Source organism: Solibacillus sp. R5-41 (assembly GCF_002736105.1).
Classification (GTDB): Bacteria; Bacillota; Bacilli; order Bacillales_A; family Planococcaceae; genus Solibacillus.
The window spans coordinates 779,219-800,148 of record NZ_CP024123.1; the positions used below are offsets into that span (position 1 = coordinate 779,219).

Genomic DNA, 20,930 nt, shown 5'->3' on the forward strand with positions numbered 1-20,930 from the left:
TAAAGCGAAATATTAGGCTATAAAATTGAGTTGAAATAAGACAAATTAAAACTGGGGGAGATAGTATGTTAAAAAAAGCTACTATAGAAGATATTACAACAGTCGCTCAGCTTGCTATGGCGTTATGGCCAGATAATGAGGTTGTCACATTGGCTGATGAGATGAAAAATATAATTGTACAGCCGGATGCGGTTATTTTCTTGGCTTTTTCTGAACATGAAGAGATTGGTTTTGCGCAGTGTCAAATACGCCATGATTATGTAGAAGGTACCGCAACAAGTCCGGTCGGTTATTTAGAAGGGGTATATGTGAAAGATGCTTATCGTCAGAAAGGGGTGGCAAGAGAATTAATCGCTACTTGTGAACAATGGGCCAAAACACAAGGCTGTAAAGAATTTGCTAGCGACTGTGAACTACATAATGAAGAAAGCCTAGCAATGCACATACGACTAGGATTTATTGAAGCGAATCGGATTATTTGTTTTACTAAAACTTTAATTTAACGAAATCACAAAATTTCACCGATCCTGTATAAAAGCAGCTACTATTGCTTTTATACAGTTTTTTTGTATTCAAAAAACGTAAAAAGTTTATCTTCGTTCAAGTTATTATACTAAGTGATGGCAAACTTGCTTTTTACAGCTTATTTGCTGCTCATGCTCGTATTCCGAGTACTAAGGTAACTACTTCTATATGGCTCCGTTTGTCATATAAATTACTTGCATCCTGTTTTTTTAGTGCTCCGGAAAATGTTCGAAATTAAATAGGTATTAATGGAGTAGCAAATATGCTGAAAGGCTTTTATTTGGATTTCCTTCGTAATAATTTATCATGTAATTTTGTGAAAATAAGGATAGTCAAAACCGAACCGATAAAAGCTAAGAACATATCCCACTGTGCATCCCATTTATCGCCTTGCATCCCTAAAAAGTCTTTCGATGATTGGCTACCTTTTGAAATTTTCGTGCTTAGCCATTCTATAATTTCATACAGCGCGGCTATCGCTAACATGAAACTGATTGTAATAGTAGATAGCCACGCACCTTTTTTTAACGGGGTAAAACTGATTAATACTTCTCTTACGACAATGGCGCCTAAACCTTTTAGAAAATGACCAAGCCGATCATAGTTGTTTCTTTTCAAATTAAATTCATCTTGTATCCAGTTAAAAAAAGGGACTTCAGAATATGTGTAATGACCACCAATAAAGGTGAAAATCGACAAAAGAGCGATAATACAATAGGAGAGAGTAGTGAATCTGAATTTATTATAAGTTGCAATGACAATAATAATTATACATACGGCTGGACTTACTTCTGCAAGCCAATCTAAATAGGCTTTAGGATTAATAAATGACCAAATGAAAACAATCACGACGATAATCAATAGCAAAACATGGATATTTTTTTGTTTTGTTGAATTCAAATGTAGTCACCTCTTTTTAAATCAGTATGGGGTGAGAAGGAATTGCTTATACAGCTTATCTTGGGCTTATAGAAAGCATGTTTCATATGTCGCAATTTATATTATTATTGTTAATTGAAAAAGAAACTACATTCCATTAACAGCTTTAACTGTTGGGAGAATGAGTTTCTTTTTTGTTTTATAAAATTTTGATGCTTAATTTTTCACCGTAATGCGATGGGACTTTCATTCCAGAACGGACGCTTTTTTTCTGTAAAGGTTACTACTAGAGTTGATTTTCCGCAGGGTGCCCCTGTTAATATGTTTGATTATCAAATCACTTTAAATCAATTACAATAGGCTCTAATTCTATTTCAATATGTCCCATACCGTACATTAAGCTTGCAATTGCAGCAGGTTTAATAATGAGCTCGGAAGCATCTTCATGAATTGCTCCAAACGAGGTGGTGCCCTCAAATGTTCGATAGTTATCGGATGTTGAGCCAGCACCGCCAGTTCCCTCCATATATTGATTACCCAGATTATCCGTAATATAGAAAATAGGTGTTACTTCTTTCCATTTTTTTAGCAAGCTTTCTTGAACTTCTTGATTATAAGAGAATACAGTTGAAACGTCTGTGTATTCAATTGATTGAAGGGTAAAGCTCACCTCTGAATTTGCAACGGTTTTATCTAGGGTCTGTAAGTTACCTGCTAAACGGTCGAGTGAAAAAGCAAATGACCAGTCACCTTCGACTTCTATATTTGTAACAGAGTTATAAAAAGCTTCAGGCTTCCATGTGACTTCGACTGTTTCAGGATAGGCATCGTTTTTAAAACGAGGTGTGAAACTAGCAAGCCCTACATAACGAGTATCACTTATTTTAGTTATTCGGTCAGTTCCACCGCTTCCACTAGCCCCTACAACATCAAACCAGTGAGGTGCACGAACATACATGGAATCGCCAAAATCATATTCCGTTTCAATTGCAAAGGATACGGTAACATTTGTCCCATCGTATACAGCACTGTCAATCATAACGGTCATCCCATTGCTCGTTTGCGACAAACCAATCTCACTTGAGAACGTTTCGAAATTTGTAATCTGCTTATATTCATCATCAAAAAAGCGAATGACATTATCCATAAATGGAAGTTGTGATGCAATTGAGGGGAAGGCAAAGCTTGTTACAGTTGCTGTACTAATAAATAGTATGGCTGCTAAGGGTAGTTTGCGCCAAATCGTTGTTTTCTTCCGTTTTTTTAGTACATGCTGTTTTACACGTGACTTTTCCATGTTCGTTACATCTTCTAATTCAAGCTGGTCCACATCGAGCTCCATCCATTCTTTCATACTCATACGAATCGCTCCTTTAATTTTGGATTTGTCGCCAATACTTTTTTTCCGCGATATATCCGATTATCAACAGCAGCTTTTGTTAGCCCTAGTGAATCTGCAATTTCACTATTTGATATTTCTAAATAGTATTTCATCATGAAAATGTTGCGATCGAGCTCTTCTAATTGGGTGAGTGCAAATAAGATTTCATTTTTCGCTTCTTTTTGTATTAGTTCATAAATTTTCATAGCAATCGTTTTTACGAGTGGCATATACGCATCAATAATGTATTCAAGTGCGTCTTCTTTTTGTTTTTTTATTCGCACAATAAAGTTTATCGGTGTACTTTTCATGTATTTTCCTCCCTCTTTTGAATAAAAGCTTTTTCACTTAGTACAACGAGAAGATGTACAAATTATTCTCAAAAAAGTGCATTCATTGAGTGAGCGCTTGTCATTATTAGTATATCGTATAGATGTACAATTTTAACTTTTATTTCTATAAAGGGAGTTGGATTACGTTTGATGGATAGAATCTGAAATATGATGGATAGAACTAAAATTCAGTCGGAGTACTAGCAAATTTCTGCGAATTCGTGTCATTTTCCGTGGGGAATTTTGCATGTGAAAATGCTCATTTAGAGGTGGTTATTGAAATAAGTTCCTTTTTTTATTTTATAAAATGTTTATCTTTTGTAATTTTAGGGTAAAACTGGACGAAATTCACCAGATTATTACAAAGGAGGAGCATTATGCTGAAATTTAGAGCTTTTTTTATCTTTGCAATTATTGCAATTTCGATGAATTCGGTAACGTATGCAGCAGATTATCCTGCCCCAATAAGTGATGTCAATTTTACCGATATATATGTCGATGAAGAAATGAACTTTTACGATTGGGGTTCGACGGTCACTTTAAACGAGGGTTTAGTGGAAAGAGTTTATACAGTTGTAGAGGGGGATAATTTGTACCGCATTGCACTAGCGCACAATATTTCACTCGATTCACTTATGAGTATAAATCATTTAACGGATTATTTGATTTACCCTGGTCAGGAATTAAACGTAAGTGCTGAGGAAGCGAATGTGATTACGGTTGAAAAAGATGAGTCAGAAAAGCAGGAAAAAAACGTTGTAACTGCCAATAACCCATCACCACCACCTATCGTGGAACCGAAAGTGGAAGTGGAGCCTCCCGATTCTACCGAGGAGTCCAAAGAAATGGTTATGACCGCAACAGCCTATACGGCTTATTGTACAGGATGTTCTGGTACGACAGCTTATGGTATTGATTTGCGAGCCAATCCAAATCAAAAAGTAATCGCAGTAGATCCGCGGGTCATTCCACTTGGCACAAAGGTATGGGTAGAAGGCTACGGGGAAGCGATTGCTGGAGATACAGGTGGAGCTATTAAAGGAAATAAAATTGATGTGTTTATTCCATCTTATGATAATGCAATGGCATGGGGCGTCAAAACAGTAAAACTAAAAGTATTAAATTAATTAATCTGCCCATAGCGACTGAGCGAATATTACAGATTTCCAAATGGAGAAAATTGTGCTGTTGTCTACACAATGCAGGCAACAGCACAATTCGAAATATTTACTTATTGACACTGAGAGTAATGGAGATCTATTTGAAGAAAATTACTATTTAAATTTATTTAAATTATGTAACAATTCCTTTCGTTACATTGAAGTTTACCCTTATTTTGTTAGAATGGAATAAAAACAGTTGGGGGTATAGAAGATGGAAGCGAAAAAAATTGGATTTGTTGGAACCGGTGTAATGGGTGCGAGTATTGTTAAACATTTAATAAGTGCAGGACATGAAGTAACGATTTATACACGTACAAAAAGTAAGGCGGACGCATTAATCTCACTAGGAGCAAAATGGGCTGCCACACCAGCTGAAGCGAGTAAGGGTCAGCAAATTATCTTTACAATGGTAGGATATCCAATTGATGTGGAAGAAGTTTATAATGGTGAACAAGGAATTTTTTCATCAGCAACAGCAGGTACAATTGTAGTGGACATGACAACATCAGAACCAACATTAGCACAAAAGCTATATGCGCAAGCAAAAGAAATGGGAATACATAGTCTTGATGCGCCAGTTTCAGGTGGGGATATTGGGGCGAAAAATGGCACTTTATCGTTAATGATTGGTGGCGATCAGGAAGTTTTCGAACAGCTAAAACCAATTTTTGAAGTGTTTGGAGAAAATATTGTCTACCAAGGAAATGCAGGTGCTGGACAGCATACAAAAATGTGTAATCAAATTGTGATTGCATCTGGAATGATTGGCGTCTGTGAATCGATGGCTTATGGCTTGAGTGCTGGATTAAAAATGGAAGATGTATTGCGCTCGATTACTGCCGGAGCAGCCGGTTCATGGTCATTATCCAATTTAGCACCGCGCATTCTTAACGAAGATTTAGATCCAGGTTTCTATATAAAACATATTATTAAAGATATGAAAATTGCACTAGATGAGGCAGAACGTATGAATTTACAATTACCAGGCTTAAGCTTAGCAAAGTCAATGTATGACAAGCTGCTTGAAGAAGGCTATGGTGAGAACGGAACACAAGCATTAATTAAATACTATCGTTAATTGACATATTTGATAATAATTAGTCTCCCATTGTGTCACAAAACGTTTATATGACATTTTAATACCATATGATACAATATAGGTATATTAAAAAAGGGAAAATTGGAAGGAGTAGCATACTTTGGAGAACCAAAAAGGTATTTTACTAGAGAGCGGTACTAATGAACTAGAAATCGTTGAATTCGAAGTTGCTAATAATAAATTTGGTATAAATGTAATTAAAGTAAAAGAAATTATTCAGCCAATTCCTGTTACATTTATTCCGCATGTGCATCCTCATGTGGAAGGCATTATTCAATTGCGTGGAGAGGTATTGCCAGTTGTAGATATGTTAAAAGTTTTAGGCATTCCGACTGATAACCGTAGCCCACAGCAAAAATACATCGTTGCAGAGTTCAATAAACAGCGAGTTGTATTCCATGTGGATAATGTAACGCAAATTCACCGTATTTCTTGGGATCAGATTGAAAAACCTTCTGATATGTATCAAGGTGGCACTTCTCAAGTAATTGGCGTCATTAAGCGTAATGATGAAATGATTTTATTATTAGACTTTGAACGAATTATGGTTGATATTAATCCAGAATCAAGTATTAGTGTAGATGCCGTTAAAAAGCTAGGGAAGCGTGAACGCACCGAGAAAAAAGTCGTTATCGCGGAAGATTCGCCTTTATTACGAAAACTGTTATTTGATACGATGAATGAAGCTGGTTATGTAAATACAGAATTTTTCGAAAATGGAAGAGATGCCTATGAATACTTAGAGGCACTTGTGAAAGCTGACAAAAATATTGAAAATCATGTACAAATGGTTGTAACAGATATTGAAATGCCACAAATGGATGGTCACCATTTAACCAAAAAAATTAAAGAACATACAGATTTGAAAAAATTACCTGTTATCATTTTCTCGAGCTTAATTACAGATGATTTACGTCATAAAGGTGACCAAGTTGGAGCAGAAGAACAAATTTCAAAACCAGAAATTGCAGAGTTAATTTTAAAAATGGATAAGTTAATTTTATAGATGTAAGTTTAATAAATACTCTAGTTGTAAATGTACAAATTAAAAGTTAAGCCGGATACTTGAAAAAGTAATTCCGGCTTTTTTTGAAAAGTAGATGTATGAATAAGTGTTAAAAGTAAATTAGTTTAACTAAATTTCAGCAAGAGGTGACAGCGTAAAATGGAAAATTTGAAGACAGCCATTATTGATATTGGTTCCAACACAGTCCGCTTAGTATTATATTCATACGACAAAAATGAGGGCTTGCGCGAATTTGGCAATATAAAAACGGTAGCACGTTTGCGAACATATATTTTGCCAAGTGGAGAAATGTCGGAGGAAGGAATTTGCCTTTTAGCTGATATCCTAAATTCATTTAAACTCATTTTGACTGATTATGATGTAACCGATGTGAAAGCTGCCGCAACTGCCGCAATAAGGCAAGCAATAAATAACACTGAAATCATTGCGCGAATGAAGGAAGAAACGGGACTGTCTATCGATATTTTAAGCGAAGATGAAGAAGCGTATTATGGTTTTGTTGCAGTTGCAAATTCAATGGATACTCCATCTGCTGTCACAATTGATATTGGTGGTGGCTCCACAGAAATTACCGTATTTAACAATAAAAAGTTACAAAAATCTGTTAGTTTTCCATTTGGTACGGTTTCACTTATGCAAAGATTCGTTAGTGGTACGATTATTAGCGCCGAAGAAAGAGAGCAATTACGAAGCTTTGTCACGAAGCAATTTATGTCCATGGATTGGATTAAGGATGTCAATTTACCTGTTATTGCAATTGGGGGAAGTGCGCGAAATGTCGCTCAAATTCATCAACAGCAGGTGGAGTATCCGTTATCTGGCGTTCATCAATACGAAATGAAAAAAAATGATTTAGTGAATTTACGAAATCATCTAACACAGCTTTCCTTTGAGCAGTTAAAGCAGTTAGATGGTTTATCTTCAGACCGAGCAGATATTATCGTTCCTGCACTTGAAGTTTTTATAGCGCTAATGACGGTTGTACATACAGATAACTTCCAAATTAGTAAAAAGGGGTTACGAGAAGGGCTCATAATTAGTCGTGTTTTACAGGGAAATCCAAAGGCGTACAATCAGTACAATGTTTTTGATGAAAACGCACGGCGGCTAGCTTTGACTTATAAACGTTCAGAGCAGGAAGTAGAATTACTCGTACAGTTAGCTACACAATTTTACGAGGAATGCTGTCAATTCAATTTATTTAATCGTGAGGAAAACGATTTGCAGTTATTGAAAAAGGCGGCACGTGTGTATGCCATTGGGGAATATATTGAATTGGATTCTTTCAGTCAGCATACGTTTTATTTAATTTCGAATCAATCAATTGATGGTTTATCGCATGTAGAGCGAGTGAAGCTGGCATTAATCGCATCCTATAAAAATCGTGATTATTTCCGTCGTTTTGCACAACCGTTTGAAACATGGATTTCAAAGGATGATTTAAAAAAATTACGGGATTTTGGTGCGATACTAAAGTTTATTTATGCATTAAATATGACGAAACGATCTGTCGTAAAAAATATAGCAATGGAAAAAGTAGAAGATTACATCAGGCTTGTCATCACGACGAACGAACGTGCAATCGCAGAGCTCGCACAAGCTGAAAAACAAAAAAAACATATTGAACGCGTATTTAAAAAAACTGTGCAACTAGTATTCAATAATGAAAGGTGGAATTAGTATGATGGCAAATGTAGAAGAAAATCGTGTTTCGAACCCCCATTTACAACCAAACGATGAAGAAGCAAAGTTACGATTATTAGAAGAAATCGCCAAACCACAATATTATAATAACCGCGAGCTAAGCTGGTTAGCATTTAATGAACGCGTATTAGAGGAAGCGGAAGATATAAATAATCCATTATTAGAGCGTTTAAAGTTTTTAGCAATCTTTAGCTCTAATTTAGATGAATTTTTCATGGTCCGTGTTGCAGGTCTTCAAGATCAAATTCGTGCTAACTTCCATAAGCCTGAAAATAAATCGGGTTTAACACCGAAAGAACAACTAGCGAAAATTGCGGAGCGTACACAAGCTTTAGTACGTCGTCAAACAGAAGTTTATCGTCATTTAGTTGATGATTTACTGCCACAAGAAAATGTGTATGTGCGAGATTTAAAACTACTAACGCCAGAACAAAAAAGTTATATTAATGAACTATTTGAGGAAACAATCTTCCCAGTATTAACACCGGTAGCGGTAGATGCTTATCGTCCTTTCCCGACATTATTAGGGCGCACATTAAATTTACTTGTCATGCTAGAAAATAGCGGAATGGATAATGAAGGAATGGACAAAGTAGCAATTGTTCAAGTGCCATCCGTGTTAGAGCGTTTTATAAAAGTACCTTCTCTAAATAACGAAACGGTGTATGTTGTATTAGAAGATGTGATTTCAAATAATATTAATCGCTTATTTTTTGGTTATAAAGTGAAATCGACGCAGGCATTCCGATTAACGCGTAATGCGGATTTAACGATTCATGAAGAAGGTGCACAAGACTTACTCGTTGAAATTGAAAAAGAGTTGAAGAAGCGTAAATGGGGCGTTGGTTCGCGTTTAGAAGTTCGTGATGGTGAAATGAATGATGACGTTTTAGAGTATTTACTAGACGAATTTGAAATTGAAGAATCTGATGTCTTTAAAATTGATGGGCCACTCGATTTAACGGCCATGTTTGGATTTGTTAAAGCGATTTCAGTTGGCAGGGAGCATTTAGAATATGTAAGCTTTATTCCACAACCACCGCAAGACTTGCAATCAGATGAAAACATTTTCGAAAAAGCATTGATCCAAGATTTATTTTTCCATCATCCATTTGAATCTTTTGTACCGATTGTCGATTTTATTGCAGAGGCGGCAAAAGACCCGAGTGTGTTAGCAATAAAGCAAACATTGTATCGTGTTAGCGGGAATTCACCGATTATTCAAGCACTAAAGCAAGCTGCAGAAAACGGCAAGCAAGTAACGGTATTAGTAGAATTAAAAGCACGTTTTGATGAAGAAAATAATGTACACTGGGCAAAACAATTGGAGCAAGCAGGATGCTTAGTTATTTACGGTATGAATAATTTGAAAACGCATTCTAAAATTACATTAGTTGTACGTCGTCGTCACGGGAAAATTGAACGCTTTGTGCATCTTGGAACAGGAAATTACAATGATGCAACGGCTAAAGTTTATACAGATATGGGCATCATTACGTCGAAGAAAGAATTTGGAATTGATTCAACAAACTTCTTTAATTATTTGAGTGGTTATACAGAAAAACCAGAATTCCATCATCTTGTGGTAGCACCTTTTGATATTCGAGATGAGTTCATTCATTTAATCAACGAAGAGATTAACATGCATAAAAAGTATGGTAATGGCTTTATTCGTGCAAAAATGAATTCTTTAACGGACAAGGATTTAATGATGAAACTGTATGAAGCCTCTATTGAAGGGGTAAAAATTGAACTAATTATTCGAGGCATTTGCTGTATTCGTCCAGGGATTGCAGGAATCAGCGAAAATATAACGGTGACGAGTATTGTTGGACGTTTCCTAGAGCACTCGCGTATTTTCTGGTTCCATCATAATGGAGAAAATAATTTATTTTTATCTTCTGCAGATATGATGACACGGAATATGATTAAACGAGTGGAAATTTTATTCCCAATCTATTCCCCAGACATTAAAAAACGAATTATGGGAATTATGGAAGCGCAATTAAAAGACAATCAAAAAGCGCGGATTCAAGATTCAAATGGTAAATATCATTATAAAGAGGACCATAATAGTGATACGCGCATTAATAGCCAAGAAATATTTTTAGTTGAATCTTTAGGGACGATTGTTGAAGAATAAAAACGTTAAAAGGAAAAAGCGTATTGCCATTTTTGGCACACGCTTTTTTTAATGTAGCTATCTTTGTTTACCGAAATTAGAAACCTTTTTAAGATAATGAAGTCCACCGATTATAATAAATGCGCCTAAAAATTTGTAGATAAGTGTTTGGAAGGATTCATGTTCAATTGTAATGGTCATAAAAAAGCAACCTATAAAAATAATAATAAATCCTACAATCGAATTTATAATTTTCATAAGAGTACACCTCCTTCGAATAAATCTGCTTTCCAATTAATTTGACGAGTTTAAATTAATGGTATTTCGATCAGTAAAAATAACCCCAAAAATAAAAAAAAGAATTAAAGTAGAAATATTCAGAAATTTATAGGTATTTTCTGAGTTTTATAGTAAAATAAGTTAATGAATGGTTGTTCATTTTTGGAAAAGGGGGAGTTTTTATGATGTTACAAAATAAGACAATTATTATTACAGGTGGATCAAGTGGGATGGGCCTTGGTATGGCGAAACAATTTGTAAAAGAAGGTGCAAATGTTGTTATTACAGGTCGCGATCAAGAACGTTTAGCCAATGCAAAGCATGAAATTTCAGCATTAGGTTCTACCATTGAAACGTTCCAAATGGATGTACGCGATCCAGATCAAGCACAGGCAATGGTTGATTTTACGGTTGAAAAATTTGGCCGAGTAGATAGTTTAGTTAATAATGCTGCTGGGAATTTTTTAGTGCATGCAGAAAAATTGTCACCAAATGGATGGAAAGCAGTTATTGATATTGTATTAAATGGTACTTTTTATTGTTCGTCGGCAGTGGGACGTTACTGGATTGAAAACAGAATTAAAGGTTCCATGTTAAATATGGTTGCTACGTATGCTTGGGGTGCAGGTGCAGGTGTCATCCATTCTGCTGCCGCTAAAGCAGGGGTGCTTTCCATTACAAGAACGCTTGCCGTTGAGTGGGGCGCACAATATGGAATTCGTGCAAATGCCATAGCTCCAGGGCCGATTGAACGAACAGGTGGAGCTGATAAATTATGGGAGTCTGAAGAACAAGCAAAGCGTACAATTAATTCAGTTCCATTACGCCGTTTAGGGACACCAGAAGAAATTGCAGATTTAGCGACTTTTATGCTTTCAGATAAAGCGAGTTACTTAAATGGAGAATGTATCACGCTTGATGGTGGATCATGGCTAAACCAATTCCCGTTTTAACTTCTTTCAGCAGAAATCTCCCAGTTCTATAGGTAGTGAGATGAATGTGGGTTTTAGGTTACTAATCAGTGGGTGTCTCAACGAACGCTAAAATAGTGGAACTCTGGCCAAAAACGCCTCGTCCTGCGGCAACGCCAGAGTGACCAACATCGTGTTGGCCCAAGCCCCCGGCGGATTCCAGTCGCAATTATGCCAAGGCAAAATAGAATATTTGACTAAGATTGATAAAAAATACGTAACAAGACGAGGAGTTTATTTCGTTTTGTTGCGTATTTTTATTGGGAGAGAAGGGCATGACTAGTACCTTACTCATCTTTTTCAATCACTAGGCACCATTCATGGTCATAAAATTGGTAATTATGTTATGATAGAGGTAAGCTGTTTACGTTGATATCTAGAGTGATTCGACGGCGGTGATTCCTCAGCTTACTTAGTGTTTACTGCCCGTTATAAGCGGGATAAAGGAGTAGAAGTTCATGATTTCAGTTAACAACAGAGCTTTATTGGATTTGCCTATTAGTGAATTTATTATTTCATCTGAAAAAGTAGCACATGTACAGAGTGGAAATAATGCAGAGCATGCCTTACTCGTACTAACGAAAACAGGCTATTCTTCAATTCCTGTTTTGGATATGAAGTACCGATTACAAGGCTTATTAAGTACAAAAATGATAACAGAGGCCATTTTAGGTTTAGAACGAATTGAATATGAAAAATTATCAGAAATTCGAGTAGATGAGGTTATGGATCCAGAGGTTGCGTATTTAAAGCTCTCAGATACATTTCAGCGTGCACTTGATTTAGTCATTAACCATGCCTTCTTATGTGTTGTGGATGAGGATGGCACATTTGTTGGTATTATGACGCGACGAATTATTTTAAAGCAATTAAAAAAGTATATTTATCAGCATAATGCATAGATAACAAGAGTCGGCAAAGTCCAATGGGGGATTTTGTCGATTTTTTAACTTGCTTCAGCAGAAGTCCTCCACTTCTATAAGTGGTAAATGAATGCCAAGTATGTCCTTCATTCAGTGGAGGTTCAAACTCCAGCTGAAGTAGTGGAACTCTGGCTAAAGGAAGGGAACAAAGGCTAAACCCGTCACCTCCTGTGACAACGCCTTTGTAATCAACATCGTGTTGACCCAAAGTCCCCGCGGATGTCACAGATTTTTAGAGGAGTTTTTCGAGCAAGCTCGAAAAAAATCTGGACAAGAGTTAGCCGATGCATAATTGATCGGCTATCATGCCATGCAATGGAGGAATCGTAATGACTGTAAATGAAGAAGAAATTATAAAGATTTTAGCAGAAGAAAAAAATATGCGGAAAGCGGCAGAGCGTTTATTTTTAACGCAGCCAGCATTATCGCAGCGTTTGCAATCAATTGAGAAGGAATGGGGAGCACAGCTATTTATTCGCTCACAAAAGGGATTAACACCAACACCAGCGGGGGAATTAGTGATCCAATATTCAAATGAAATCATTATAAAGCAGGAGGAAGTGTTTGAAACGATTCAAGCGCTCAATTCAAAGGTTCATGGTACATTGAAAATTGCCTGTGCATCGATTGTCGGCCAAAATTGGTTGCCAAAAGTGTTAAAGGATTTTGTGACGAAATATCCAGATGCCAAAATTTCATTAATGACGGGCTGGAGTTCTGAAATTGTAAAGGCTCTCTATGAAGGAGAGGCACATGTTGGAATTGTTCGTGGTCAAGCAGATTGGAAAGGCAAAAAAATTCATTTATTTCGCGATATGATGTATTTAGTGGATAAGGAATTAGCGGATATAGAAGAAATATTGACGTCAGACCGCCCGTTCATTCAATTTAAAAGTGATTCGAATTATTATCAAGAAATTCAGCAATGGTGGCAGCGACATTTTAATTTCAATCCAAAGCATCAAATTATCGTCGACCAAATCGAGACGTGCAAACAAATGGCGGTCAACGGGATAGGCTATGCGATTTTACCTTCCATTACATTGAATGGGGAAGAAAAGGTCAATAAAATTCCATTAACTAATTCAGAAAAGGATCACGGACTTACGCGTGATACGTGGCTCATTGGCTATGATTCCTCATTTGAATTGCGTCAAGTCGAGGCTTTCGTGGATGTAGTACAAGACCACGCAAGATGCTTATATGATTATTCCAAGGGCGAAAATTAGTAATGACTACTGATTTTGACCAAAATAAAAGCTGTCTCCAATAATTTAAAAATGGAGACAGCTTTATTTGTTTAGGATGCTTTCATTAAATGTGGCACTTTTTTTGAAGTCCAAATAAAAGCGAGTATGAAGCAACCGACTAAAATAACGGAGCCTAAATAATAGGGAGCTTCTGAATTCCATTCGAATAAAATACCTGCGAGTGCAGGACCGAACATATTGCCTAAGCTCATATACGCATTGTTCATTCCTGCGGCAAAGCCTTGTTCATCACCCGCCATTTTCGAAATAAGAGTATTAACTGCTGGTCGAATAAATGTTGTTGCAATAGAGAACAACGTAGCTACGATTAAAATAACAAAGAAGCCATTCACGAAAATGATAAGTAACATTGTAATAGCCGCTAGTAATAAATTGATTAATATTACTTTCATTTCTCCAAAACGTTTGAACAAAATATTTATTACATACATTTGTAAAATGACGCCAGCAAATCCGCCAACTGTTAAAATAATTGCAATATCAGTTGGAGTGTAGCTAAATTCCTTATCTAAATAAAGAGATAGTGTCGTTTGGAAATTGGCAATGCCGAAGCTAAATGTAAAGACTACGAGTAAAAATACAAAATAAGACGTTTTCAATGAACGTGTTAGTTGTTTGACCAGATTTTCACGCGGTGCCTTATTCGTAACTGTATTTTTAATGTTTGGTAAATAGATGGCAGATAGAATGGCTGCTGCAATCGCCACAGTACCAGCTAAATAAAATGGGAAAGTTAAATTGATGTTTCCTAAAAATCCACCAACTCCAGGGCCAATCATAAATCCAAGTGACATGGAAGCACCGATCATACCCATCCCTTTTCCGCGTTCTTCAAAGGTTGTAATATCCGCCACGAATGCCATAATTGGAGGCATTATGAAGGCAGCGCCTGCACCACATAAGAAACGAGCTAAAAATAAAACCCACACTTCGGATGCAAAACCGAATAATAGTTGTGAAAACCCATACACAATGAGTCCGGAAATAATAAAGATTTTTCGTCCATGACGGTCTGATAAGTCACCTGCCACAGGAGAAAGTAAAAATTGTGCAAGCGCAAATCCCGCAATTAAAAAGCCAAGTACTTGGCCACCTACCCCGAAAAGGTGTAAATATGCAGGCATGACGGGAATAATGATTCCGATGCCACCCATCGTAATAAACATATTGAACATTAATAAATAGAGTACAATTTTATTTGATTTTTGTTCCATCTAGAGCCTACCCTTCTGTTCAATTCGTTCCATACCTGAAATTTTCTATTTTACAGTGAGTGTTAAATCAATCACTGAATGGGGGAACTCTGGCAAACATCCAAATTTAGTACAAATTCAAAATTTGGACAAAAGATAGCCGAGCATTAATTGATTTTCATCAGTAAACATATTGTACCTGTATTCATGACAAAAATCACCTTTTCTTTGAACATTCTAAAAGTTTAAGAGTACAAATTTCCTTAGGCAGGGGGGATTGCATAAAAGAAAAAATAGCTGGGGTATAAGGGTAAATTACACATCCTTATGACGCCAGCTTCTTTCATGTTATTCATGTTGTTTAGTTGTAATGATTATGCCTTGTTGGTTATCCCCAGATAGCTCATAGCTATTTGAATTTTCTAGAGCTTCCTGTGCCTTTTCTATGGACGAATAGTATGAAACCAATATGCCATTTTTGGTTTTGTAAAAGCCGTTTGTTTGTAAGTAGGTAATATATTCCTCAAGTACCCACTGCTCTGTATACATAATTTCACTATGAGGCAATCCGACATATCGGAAATGCCAAGGTTCAAACGCAATGCCTGTTATTTCTGTCTTCCCTTCAGGATAGCGTAAAATAAATCCATAACGCCAAGCATTTTGTGCGAGCCATTTACCTTCATCAGATAACCCCATTGGACCGCTCGATGATCCGATATCGACGGCAAGACCAGAATTATGCTCACTATAACCAGCTGGCAGCGCAAAGTCCCCACCGAATTCATTAAATACACTTTGTTGCGTGTTGAAATCACGGAAGCTACTATTGATTAAAAAGTTCGAAATACCTTCTCCATGCGCTTCTTTTAACATCGTATTTAAATAGTGGGCAAGACGTTGTGAAATTTCCGTAGTAACATCCGAAATTTCTGCATATTGAATGACTTCACTTGCTTTTATAATATCATTCGGAATGGTTGTTTCATCCACTGCAAATTGGTTATTAATTAATCGTAAATCGCCATGATGGATGTGTAAATTTTGCTGGGGCTGTTCATTAGAAGTGGAGCGACTCACATCGAAACCCCATAAACCAATAGCAATTATTAATAAAAGTACGATCCATTTTTTCATTACATTTCCTCTTTTATCGTTTACTTTTTTGCATTAAATTGAAGAATTCCACAAAAGTGTGGGCAATTTTTTCCGTTCTTATTCTTAAAATGTGGTTTTACATAAATCAATTATGCCTCGGCTAACTTTTGTCCTGATTTTTTCAAAATTGCTTGAAAACCTCCCCTTTAAAATCTGTGACATCCCCGGGGGGTAACTAGATTCAGCCAGGGTTTGAACCCAAGCTAAGTAAAGTGTCTATTAGGCATTCATCTTCCACTTTTAGAAAAGGTGAACTTCTGCTGAATCTAGTTATAGTATATCGGACAAAAATTAATAGGAAGTAAAGCAATTTCTTAAGATTTTATGAATGTTTTCTTAAGAAAAAAAGCAGCTATCCATTCAAGGATAGCTGCTTTTTTTATTTCAAGCTCATTTTAAATTCTAAGAAGTATTCGTTGTATTTTCCTAGCCATTCAAGACCAAGGTTTTCGTATACTTCTAGCTTATCGCGTAGCTCATGGTTTGGATAGAAACGTTCGTCTGTGATGACTTCTGGGTCCATAATGTCCCATGCTGCTTCATTTGGTGTAGAATAGCCGACGTAGTCAGCGTTTTGAGCTGCGTTTTCCTGATCTAACATGAAGTTAATAAACTTATGTGCACCTTCTACATTTTTTGATGTTTTTGGGATGACCATGTTATCAAACCACAAGTTAGTACCTTCTTTAGGAATCGCGTAGTTAAGGTCTTCATTTTCCGACATCATATCTGCTGCTTGCCCCGCCCAAGTTAGCGCAACAGCAGCTTCGTTATTAATCATTAATGGTGTAATTTCATCGCCAATAATCGCTTTAATATTTGGTGATAATGTAATTAATTTATCGGTTGCCTGACGTAAAATTTCATCGTCTTTAATATTTAATGATTCACCGATAGTATTTAACCCCATACCAATTACTTCTCGTGAGCCGTCTACTAAAAACACTTTACGTTTTAAAGATTCATCCCATAAATCATCCCAAGTTTCGAATGTTAAATGGTCCTCGATTAATTTTGGATTATAAACAATGCCGACCGTACCCCAAAAATAAGGCAGTGAAAATTCGTTATTCGGGTCAAAAGATAAATTTAAAAAATCAGCATTAAGATTTTTCATGTTTGGGATTAATGTGTGATCCAGCGGAATGAGTAAATTATCTTCTTTCATAGATTCCACTGTGTATTCAGATGGAACGGCAATATCATAAGCCGAGCCACCTTGCTGAATTTTTGTTAACATCGCTTCATTGGAGTCGAATGTTTCATAAATGACATTAATGCCTGTTTCTTGTTCAAACTTTTTGATTAAATCTGTGTCGATATATTCGCCCCAGTTGAAAATGGTTAACGTATCTTTGCTACCTGCATTGCCTTTTGATTGCATTTGGCCAGCAGCGACAAATAATAGCACACAGAGAATGACAATGGCAATCGTCGCTTGTAATAAATCTCTCATCGTTGTCCCTCCGCCATCGCTGATTTTGTACGTTGATTAATGAAGTAATAACCGATGACAACGAGTACAGTGATCGCAAATACTAAACCTGAAATCGCATTAACGGTTAATGAAATTCCCGCACGTGCCATAGAGTAAATTTCTACAGATAATGTACTAAACCCATTGCCGGTAACGAAAAACGTAACAGCAAAATCATCGAGAGAATACGTTAAGGCCATAAAGAAACCTGCGAATATACCAGGTGAAATATACGGTAAAATAACACGTGTTAAAACATCTCTTTTCGTTGCACCTAAATCACGAGCCGCATCAATTAATGATGTGTTCATTTCTAATAGCTTCGGTAAAACCATTAAAACAACAATTGGTACACTAAAAGCGACATGCGATACGAGTACCGAAGCAAAACCTAATTTAACACCGATCATTGTGAATAATATTAAGAAGCTGGCACCAATCACAACGTCTGGTGAAACGATTAAAACATTATTTAATGAAAGGAGCGTATTGCGCATTTTTTTATCTTTAATTGAAACAATACCAATCGCACCAAGCGTTCCAATAACCGTGGCAATTAAGCCTGATAATAAGGCAACAATCACGGTATTAATTAAAATAACAATGAGGCGTGAATCATCAAATACAGCCTGGTAATGCTCAAGTGTAAAGGATTCGAAATTGTTCATATTGCCGCCGCTGTTAAATGAGTAAAAAATTAAATAGAGAATAGGCGCATAAAGCACGGCAAAGACAAGGACTAAATACGCCTTTGAAGCAGCGGATAATTTTTTCATTATGCGCGCCCTCCTTTAGAATTTTGTTTCGTAACAAGCATAGTTAATAACATAAATACAATTAAGAATACAGCAATTGTCGAACCCATTCCCCAGTTTTGTGAAACAAGGAATTGCTGCTCAATGGCTGTACCGAGTGTGATGACTTGGTTCCCAGCAATTAATCGTGTAATCATGAATAATGATAATGCAGGAATAAATGTTACTTGAATACCAGCTTTTACACCATCAATTGTAAGAGGGAATACTACGCGACGGAAAGTCGTCCATGCAGATGCGCCTAAATCACGAGCCGCAAAAATTAATGATGGATTCATTTTATCTAATGAGTTAAAGATTGGAATAATCATAAACGGTATGAAAATGTAAACAGCTACGAAAACGAAACTAAAGTCCGTAAATAAAATTTGTTTCGGATTAAAGCCAAACACTTCAATTAGCGCATTTATTGGACCATAAAGGCCGAAAATACCAATGAATGCGTACGTTTTTAATAATAGGTTAATCCAAGAAGGGATAATAATGAGCATTAACCAAAGTCGCTTATGTTTTGTTTTTGTTAATAAATAGGCTGTTGGATATGCAAAAATTAATGTAAATAGTGTAATTAAAAATGCATACCAAAAGCTACTGAGTGTCATTTTTAAATAAACAGGTGTAAAGAATTTTGCATAATTGGCTAATGTGAAATGGCCATTTAAATCAAGTAGTGAGTAATATAAAATTAAGGCGATTGGTGCGATAACGAATAAAATAATCCAAAATAAATATGGAATTAACGGGGCTTTAGCTGTTTTACTATTCATGTTCTTCATCCCCGTACGCTTCAAGACGCTTATCGAAATCTTCTTCTGTTTCATTTAAACGCATGACATGAATGGCTTCAGGATCAAAGTCCAAACCGATTTCTTCGCCAACTTCTGCTTTTTTCAGAGAGTGTACGAGCCATTCATTGCCAGCTTCATCATAAGTGGAAAGCTCATAATGCACACCGCGGAATAATTGCGTATCAACCGTTACAATTAATTTCCCTTTTTCAGGCGTTGTAATTTCTAAATCTTCAGGTCGGATGACAATATCGATTTTCTCGTTTGGTTTCATTCCGCCGTCGACACATTCAAATATTTTGCCAGCAAATCTTACTTTATAGTCTTCAATCATGATACCGTCTACAATATTCGATTCTCCTATGAAATCTGCCACAAAGCGGTTAATCGGCTCATCATAAATATCTACAGGTGTACCAGATTGTTTTATTTCACCGTGTGATAAAACGAAAATTTCATCACTCATCGCAAGCGCTTCTTCTTGGTCATGTGTAACGAATACAAATGTCTTGCCAAGACGTTGTTGCAACTCACGTAGCTCATATTGCATCTCTGTGCGTAGCTTTAAATCTAGTGCTGATAATGGTTCGTCTAATAAAATCACTTCTGGATCATTGACAATCGCACGAGCAATTGCAACGCGTTGACGTTGCCCACCTGACATTTCTGGAATCTCACGGTTGCCATAACCAGCTAAGTTGACGAATTTTAACGCCTCTTGTACGCGCTCACGAACTTCAGCTTCTTTTACTTTTTTAATACGTAAACCAAATGCCACATTTTCGAAAACATTTAAATGTGGGAATAATGCATAATCCTGAAATACAGTATTTACTTGACGTTCATTTGCAGGGATATTGTTAATACGTTTTCCATTAAAAAAAACATCACCTGTTGAAGCCTCTGTAAAGCCGGCAATAATACGTAAAATGGTTGTTTTACCACAGCCAGATGGACCGAGTAATGTGTAGAATTTACCTCGCTCTAATTCGAAGTTAATATTTTTTAATACGACTGTTCCATCGTCGAATGATTTTGTGACATTTTCAAAGCGAATAATCGCGTTATCCATTTCGTGTACCTCCTAAATTATAAATAAGATTGAGTTGCAACTAATAACAGTTTCGTTATACCATTATGTGCATTAAAAATTTGATGATTTGAAGAAGCTTCATAGTAGACAGCGTTTCCTTCACTTGCGATATATTCAGCATTGCCGATGACAACGCGAATGCGACCATTTAAAACATAAATAAAAGTTTCCGCTAAAGATGGCTCGAATGTTTTAAACTCGGCATCCTTTTGAAGAGTAATGAAGACCGGCTCCATTTCTTTTTCATTGGAAGTTGGAATTAACCATTCGATTTCATATTTTTTGTCGTGATCGATAAAGCTTTTTTGATCGTCCTTTGTAAAAACAATTTTCTCATTTTCATGCTCATCATCAAAAAAGTCTCGTGGTGTACACCCGAGAACTTCTAATAAATTGAATAAAGTTTCAATTGATGGAGAGTTTAAATCGCGTTCTAGTTGTGAAATATAACCTTTTGTCAAATCAGTGCGTTCACCAAGCTCCTCCTGGGTCAATCCTTTTTTTAATCGGAGCGCCTTGATTTTCGTTCCAATTTGCATACGGTCACGCTCCTCTCCAAGTTTACTTTTGTTAAACTTTAAGTATGGAAGTTTACTTTAACAAAACTTTAAGTTTACGAAAACAATTATAATTATACATAATGTCAGCAGATTTTCAAGGGGAATTGTATAGAAAAGCTAAACAAATTTACGGCTAGTGATGGAACTGTGTTAAACCTCCCAAATTAAGA

Annotated in this window: 20 protein-coding genes; 9 read left to right on the forward strand and 11 right to left on the reverse strand. The window is 36.3% G+C overall.

Annotation, left to right across the window (positions count from 1 at the left end):
• Positions 1-65 precede the first annotated feature (65 nt).
• Positions 66-503, forward strand: a complete 438-nt coding sequence (aac(6'), locus tag CSE16_RS03535) for an aminoglycoside 6'-N-acetyltransferase (protein WP_099422606.1) — start codon at positions 66-68, stop codon at positions 501-503.
• A 298-nt stretch (positions 504-801) separates the two neighbouring features.
• Here aac(6') and CSE16_RS03540 read toward each other — a convergent pair whose 3' ends face one another.
• From CSE16_RS03540 to CSE16_RS03550, 3 genes are all read right to left on the reverse strand, one after another.
• Positions 802-1,425 carry a DUF2238 domain-containing protein gene (locus CSE16_RS03540; RefSeq protein WP_099422607.1) on the reverse strand — a complete coding sequence of 208 codons (624 nt, stop codon included), beginning with the start codon at positions 1,423-1,425 and terminating at the stop codon, positions 802-804.
• A gap of 316 nt (positions 1,426-1,741) precedes the next feature.
• On the reverse strand, positions 1,742-2,764 hold the full coding sequence (locus CSE16_RS03545; protein WP_099422608.1) for a DUF4179 domain-containing protein: 1,023 nt from the start codon (positions 2,762-2,764) through the stop codon (positions 1,742-1,744).
• Entirely contained in the window at positions 2,761-3,096 is a 336-nt protein-coding gene (locus CSE16_RS03550) for a sigma factor-like helix-turn-helix DNA-binding protein (protein WP_099422609.1), read from the reverse strand. The genes CSE16_RS03545 and CSE16_RS03550 overlap by 4 nt, the downstream gene beginning before the upstream one ends.
• A 398-nt stretch (positions 3,097-3,494) precedes the next feature.
• On the opposite strand from CSE16_RS03550, the gene CSE16_RS22110 reads away from it, so the two are divergent.
• From CSE16_RS22110 to CSE16_RS03575, 5 genes are all read left to right on the forward strand, one after another.
• The gene (locus CSE16_RS22110; protein ID WP_099422610.1) at positions 3,495-4,244 is read left to right on the forward strand and encodes a 3D domain-containing protein; all 750 of its coding nucleotides are present in this window, start codon (positions 3,495-3,497) and stop codon (positions 4,242-4,244) included.
• A gap of 247 nt (positions 4,245-4,491) precedes the next feature.
• A complete protein-coding gene (locus CSE16_RS03560) occupies positions 4,492-5,358 on the forward strand; it encodes an NAD(P)-dependent oxidoreductase (RefSeq protein ID WP_099422611.1) in 867 nt (288 codons plus the stop codon).
• A 121-nt stretch (positions 5,359-5,479) separates the two neighbouring features.
• On the forward strand, positions 5,480-6,385 hold the full coding sequence (locus CSE16_RS03565) for a chemotaxis protein (protein ID WP_099422612.1): 906 nt from the start codon (positions 5,480-5,482) through the stop codon (positions 6,383-6,385).
• A gap of 159 nt (positions 6,386-6,544) precedes the next feature.
• Entirely contained in the window at positions 6,545-8,086 is a 1,542-nt protein-coding gene (locus tag CSE16_RS03570; RefSeq protein WP_099422613.1) for a Ppx/GppA phosphatase family protein, read from the forward strand.
• Between the two features lies 1 nt (position 8,087).
• Positions 8,088-10,253 (forward strand): RNA degradosome polyphosphate kinase, encoded by a 2,166-nt coding sequence (locus CSE16_RS03575; RefSeq protein WP_099422614.1) that lies wholly within the window; start codon positions 8,088-8,090, stop codon positions 10,251-10,253.
• Between the two features lie 57 nt (positions 10,254-10,310).
• Here CSE16_RS03575 and CSE16_RS03580 read toward each other — a convergent pair whose 3' ends face one another.
• Entirely contained in the window at positions 10,311-10,490 is a 180-nt protein-coding gene (locus CSE16_RS03580; protein ID WP_099422615.1) for a hypothetical protein, read from the reverse strand.
• Between the two features lie 206 nt (positions 10,491-10,696).
• On the opposite strand from CSE16_RS03580, the gene fadH reads away from it, so the two are divergent.
• From fadH to CSE16_RS03595, 3 genes are all read left to right on the forward strand, one after another.
• On the forward strand, positions 10,697-11,464 hold the full coding sequence (fadH, locus tag CSE16_RS03585) for a 2,4-dienoyl-CoA reductase (protein WP_099425740.1): 768 nt from the start codon (positions 10,697-10,699) through the stop codon (positions 11,462-11,464).
• Between the two features lie 476 nt (positions 11,465-11,940).
• Positions 11,941-12,384: a cyclic-di-AMP-binding protein CbpB gene (gene cbpB, locus CSE16_RS03590; protein WP_099422616.1), complete on the forward strand. Its 444-nt coding sequence runs from the start codon at positions 11,941-11,943 to the stop codon at positions 12,382-12,384.
• A 350-nt stretch (positions 12,385-12,734) separates the two neighbouring features.
• Positions 12,735-13,634, forward strand: coding sequence for a transcriptional regulator CcpC (locus CSE16_RS03595; RefSeq protein ID WP_099422617.1), 900 nt, complete (start codon positions 12,735-12,737; stop codon positions 13,632-13,634).
• Between the two features lie 71 nt (positions 13,635-13,705).
• On the opposite strand, the gene CSE16_RS03600 is transcribed toward CSE16_RS03595, so the two are convergent.
• The 7 genes from CSE16_RS03600 to CSE16_RS03630 all read right to left on the reverse strand — a co-directional run bounded on the left by CSE16_RS03600 (position 13,706) and on the right by CSE16_RS03630 (position 20,739).
• Positions 13,706-14,890, reverse strand: a complete 1,185-nt coding sequence (locus tag CSE16_RS03600; protein ID WP_099422618.1) for an MFS transporter — start codon at positions 14,888-14,890, stop codon at positions 13,706-13,708.
• A gap of 327 nt (positions 14,891-15,217) precedes the next feature.
• On the reverse strand, positions 15,218-16,006 hold the full coding sequence (locus tag CSE16_RS03605; RefSeq protein ID WP_099422619.1) for a M15 family metallopeptidase: 789 nt from the start codon (positions 16,004-16,006) through the stop codon (positions 15,218-15,220).
• 400 nt (positions 16,007-16,406) lie between these two features.
• Complete coding sequence (locus CSE16_RS03610; protein WP_099422620.1) at positions 16,407-17,483, reverse strand: ABC transporter substrate-binding protein; 1,077 nt, start codon at positions 17,481-17,483, stop codon at positions 16,407-16,409.
• Positions 17,480-18,280: an ABC transporter permease gene (locus CSE16_RS03615; RefSeq protein ID WP_099422621.1), complete on the reverse strand. Its 801-nt coding sequence runs from the start codon at positions 18,278-18,280 to the stop codon at positions 17,480-17,482. The genes CSE16_RS03610 and CSE16_RS03615 overlap by 4 nt, the downstream gene beginning before the upstream one ends.
• Complete coding sequence (locus CSE16_RS03620) at positions 18,280-19,086, reverse strand: ABC transporter permease (protein ID WP_099422622.1); 807 nt, start codon at positions 19,084-19,086, stop codon at positions 18,280-18,282. Before CSE16_RS03620 ends, CSE16_RS03615 begins: the two co-directional genes overlap by 1 nt.
• Positions 19,079-20,179, reverse strand: a complete 1,101-nt coding sequence (locus CSE16_RS03625) for an ABC transporter ATP-binding protein (protein WP_099422623.1) — start codon at positions 20,177-20,179, stop codon at positions 19,079-19,081. Before CSE16_RS03625 ends, CSE16_RS03620 begins: the two co-directional genes overlap by 8 nt.
• 17 nt (positions 20,180-20,196) lie before the next feature.
• Complete coding sequence (locus CSE16_RS03630) at positions 20,197-20,739, reverse strand: helix-turn-helix domain-containing protein (RefSeq protein WP_099422624.1); 543 nt, start codon at positions 20,737-20,739, stop codon at positions 20,197-20,199.
• Positions 20,740-20,930 lie beyond the last annotated feature (191 nt).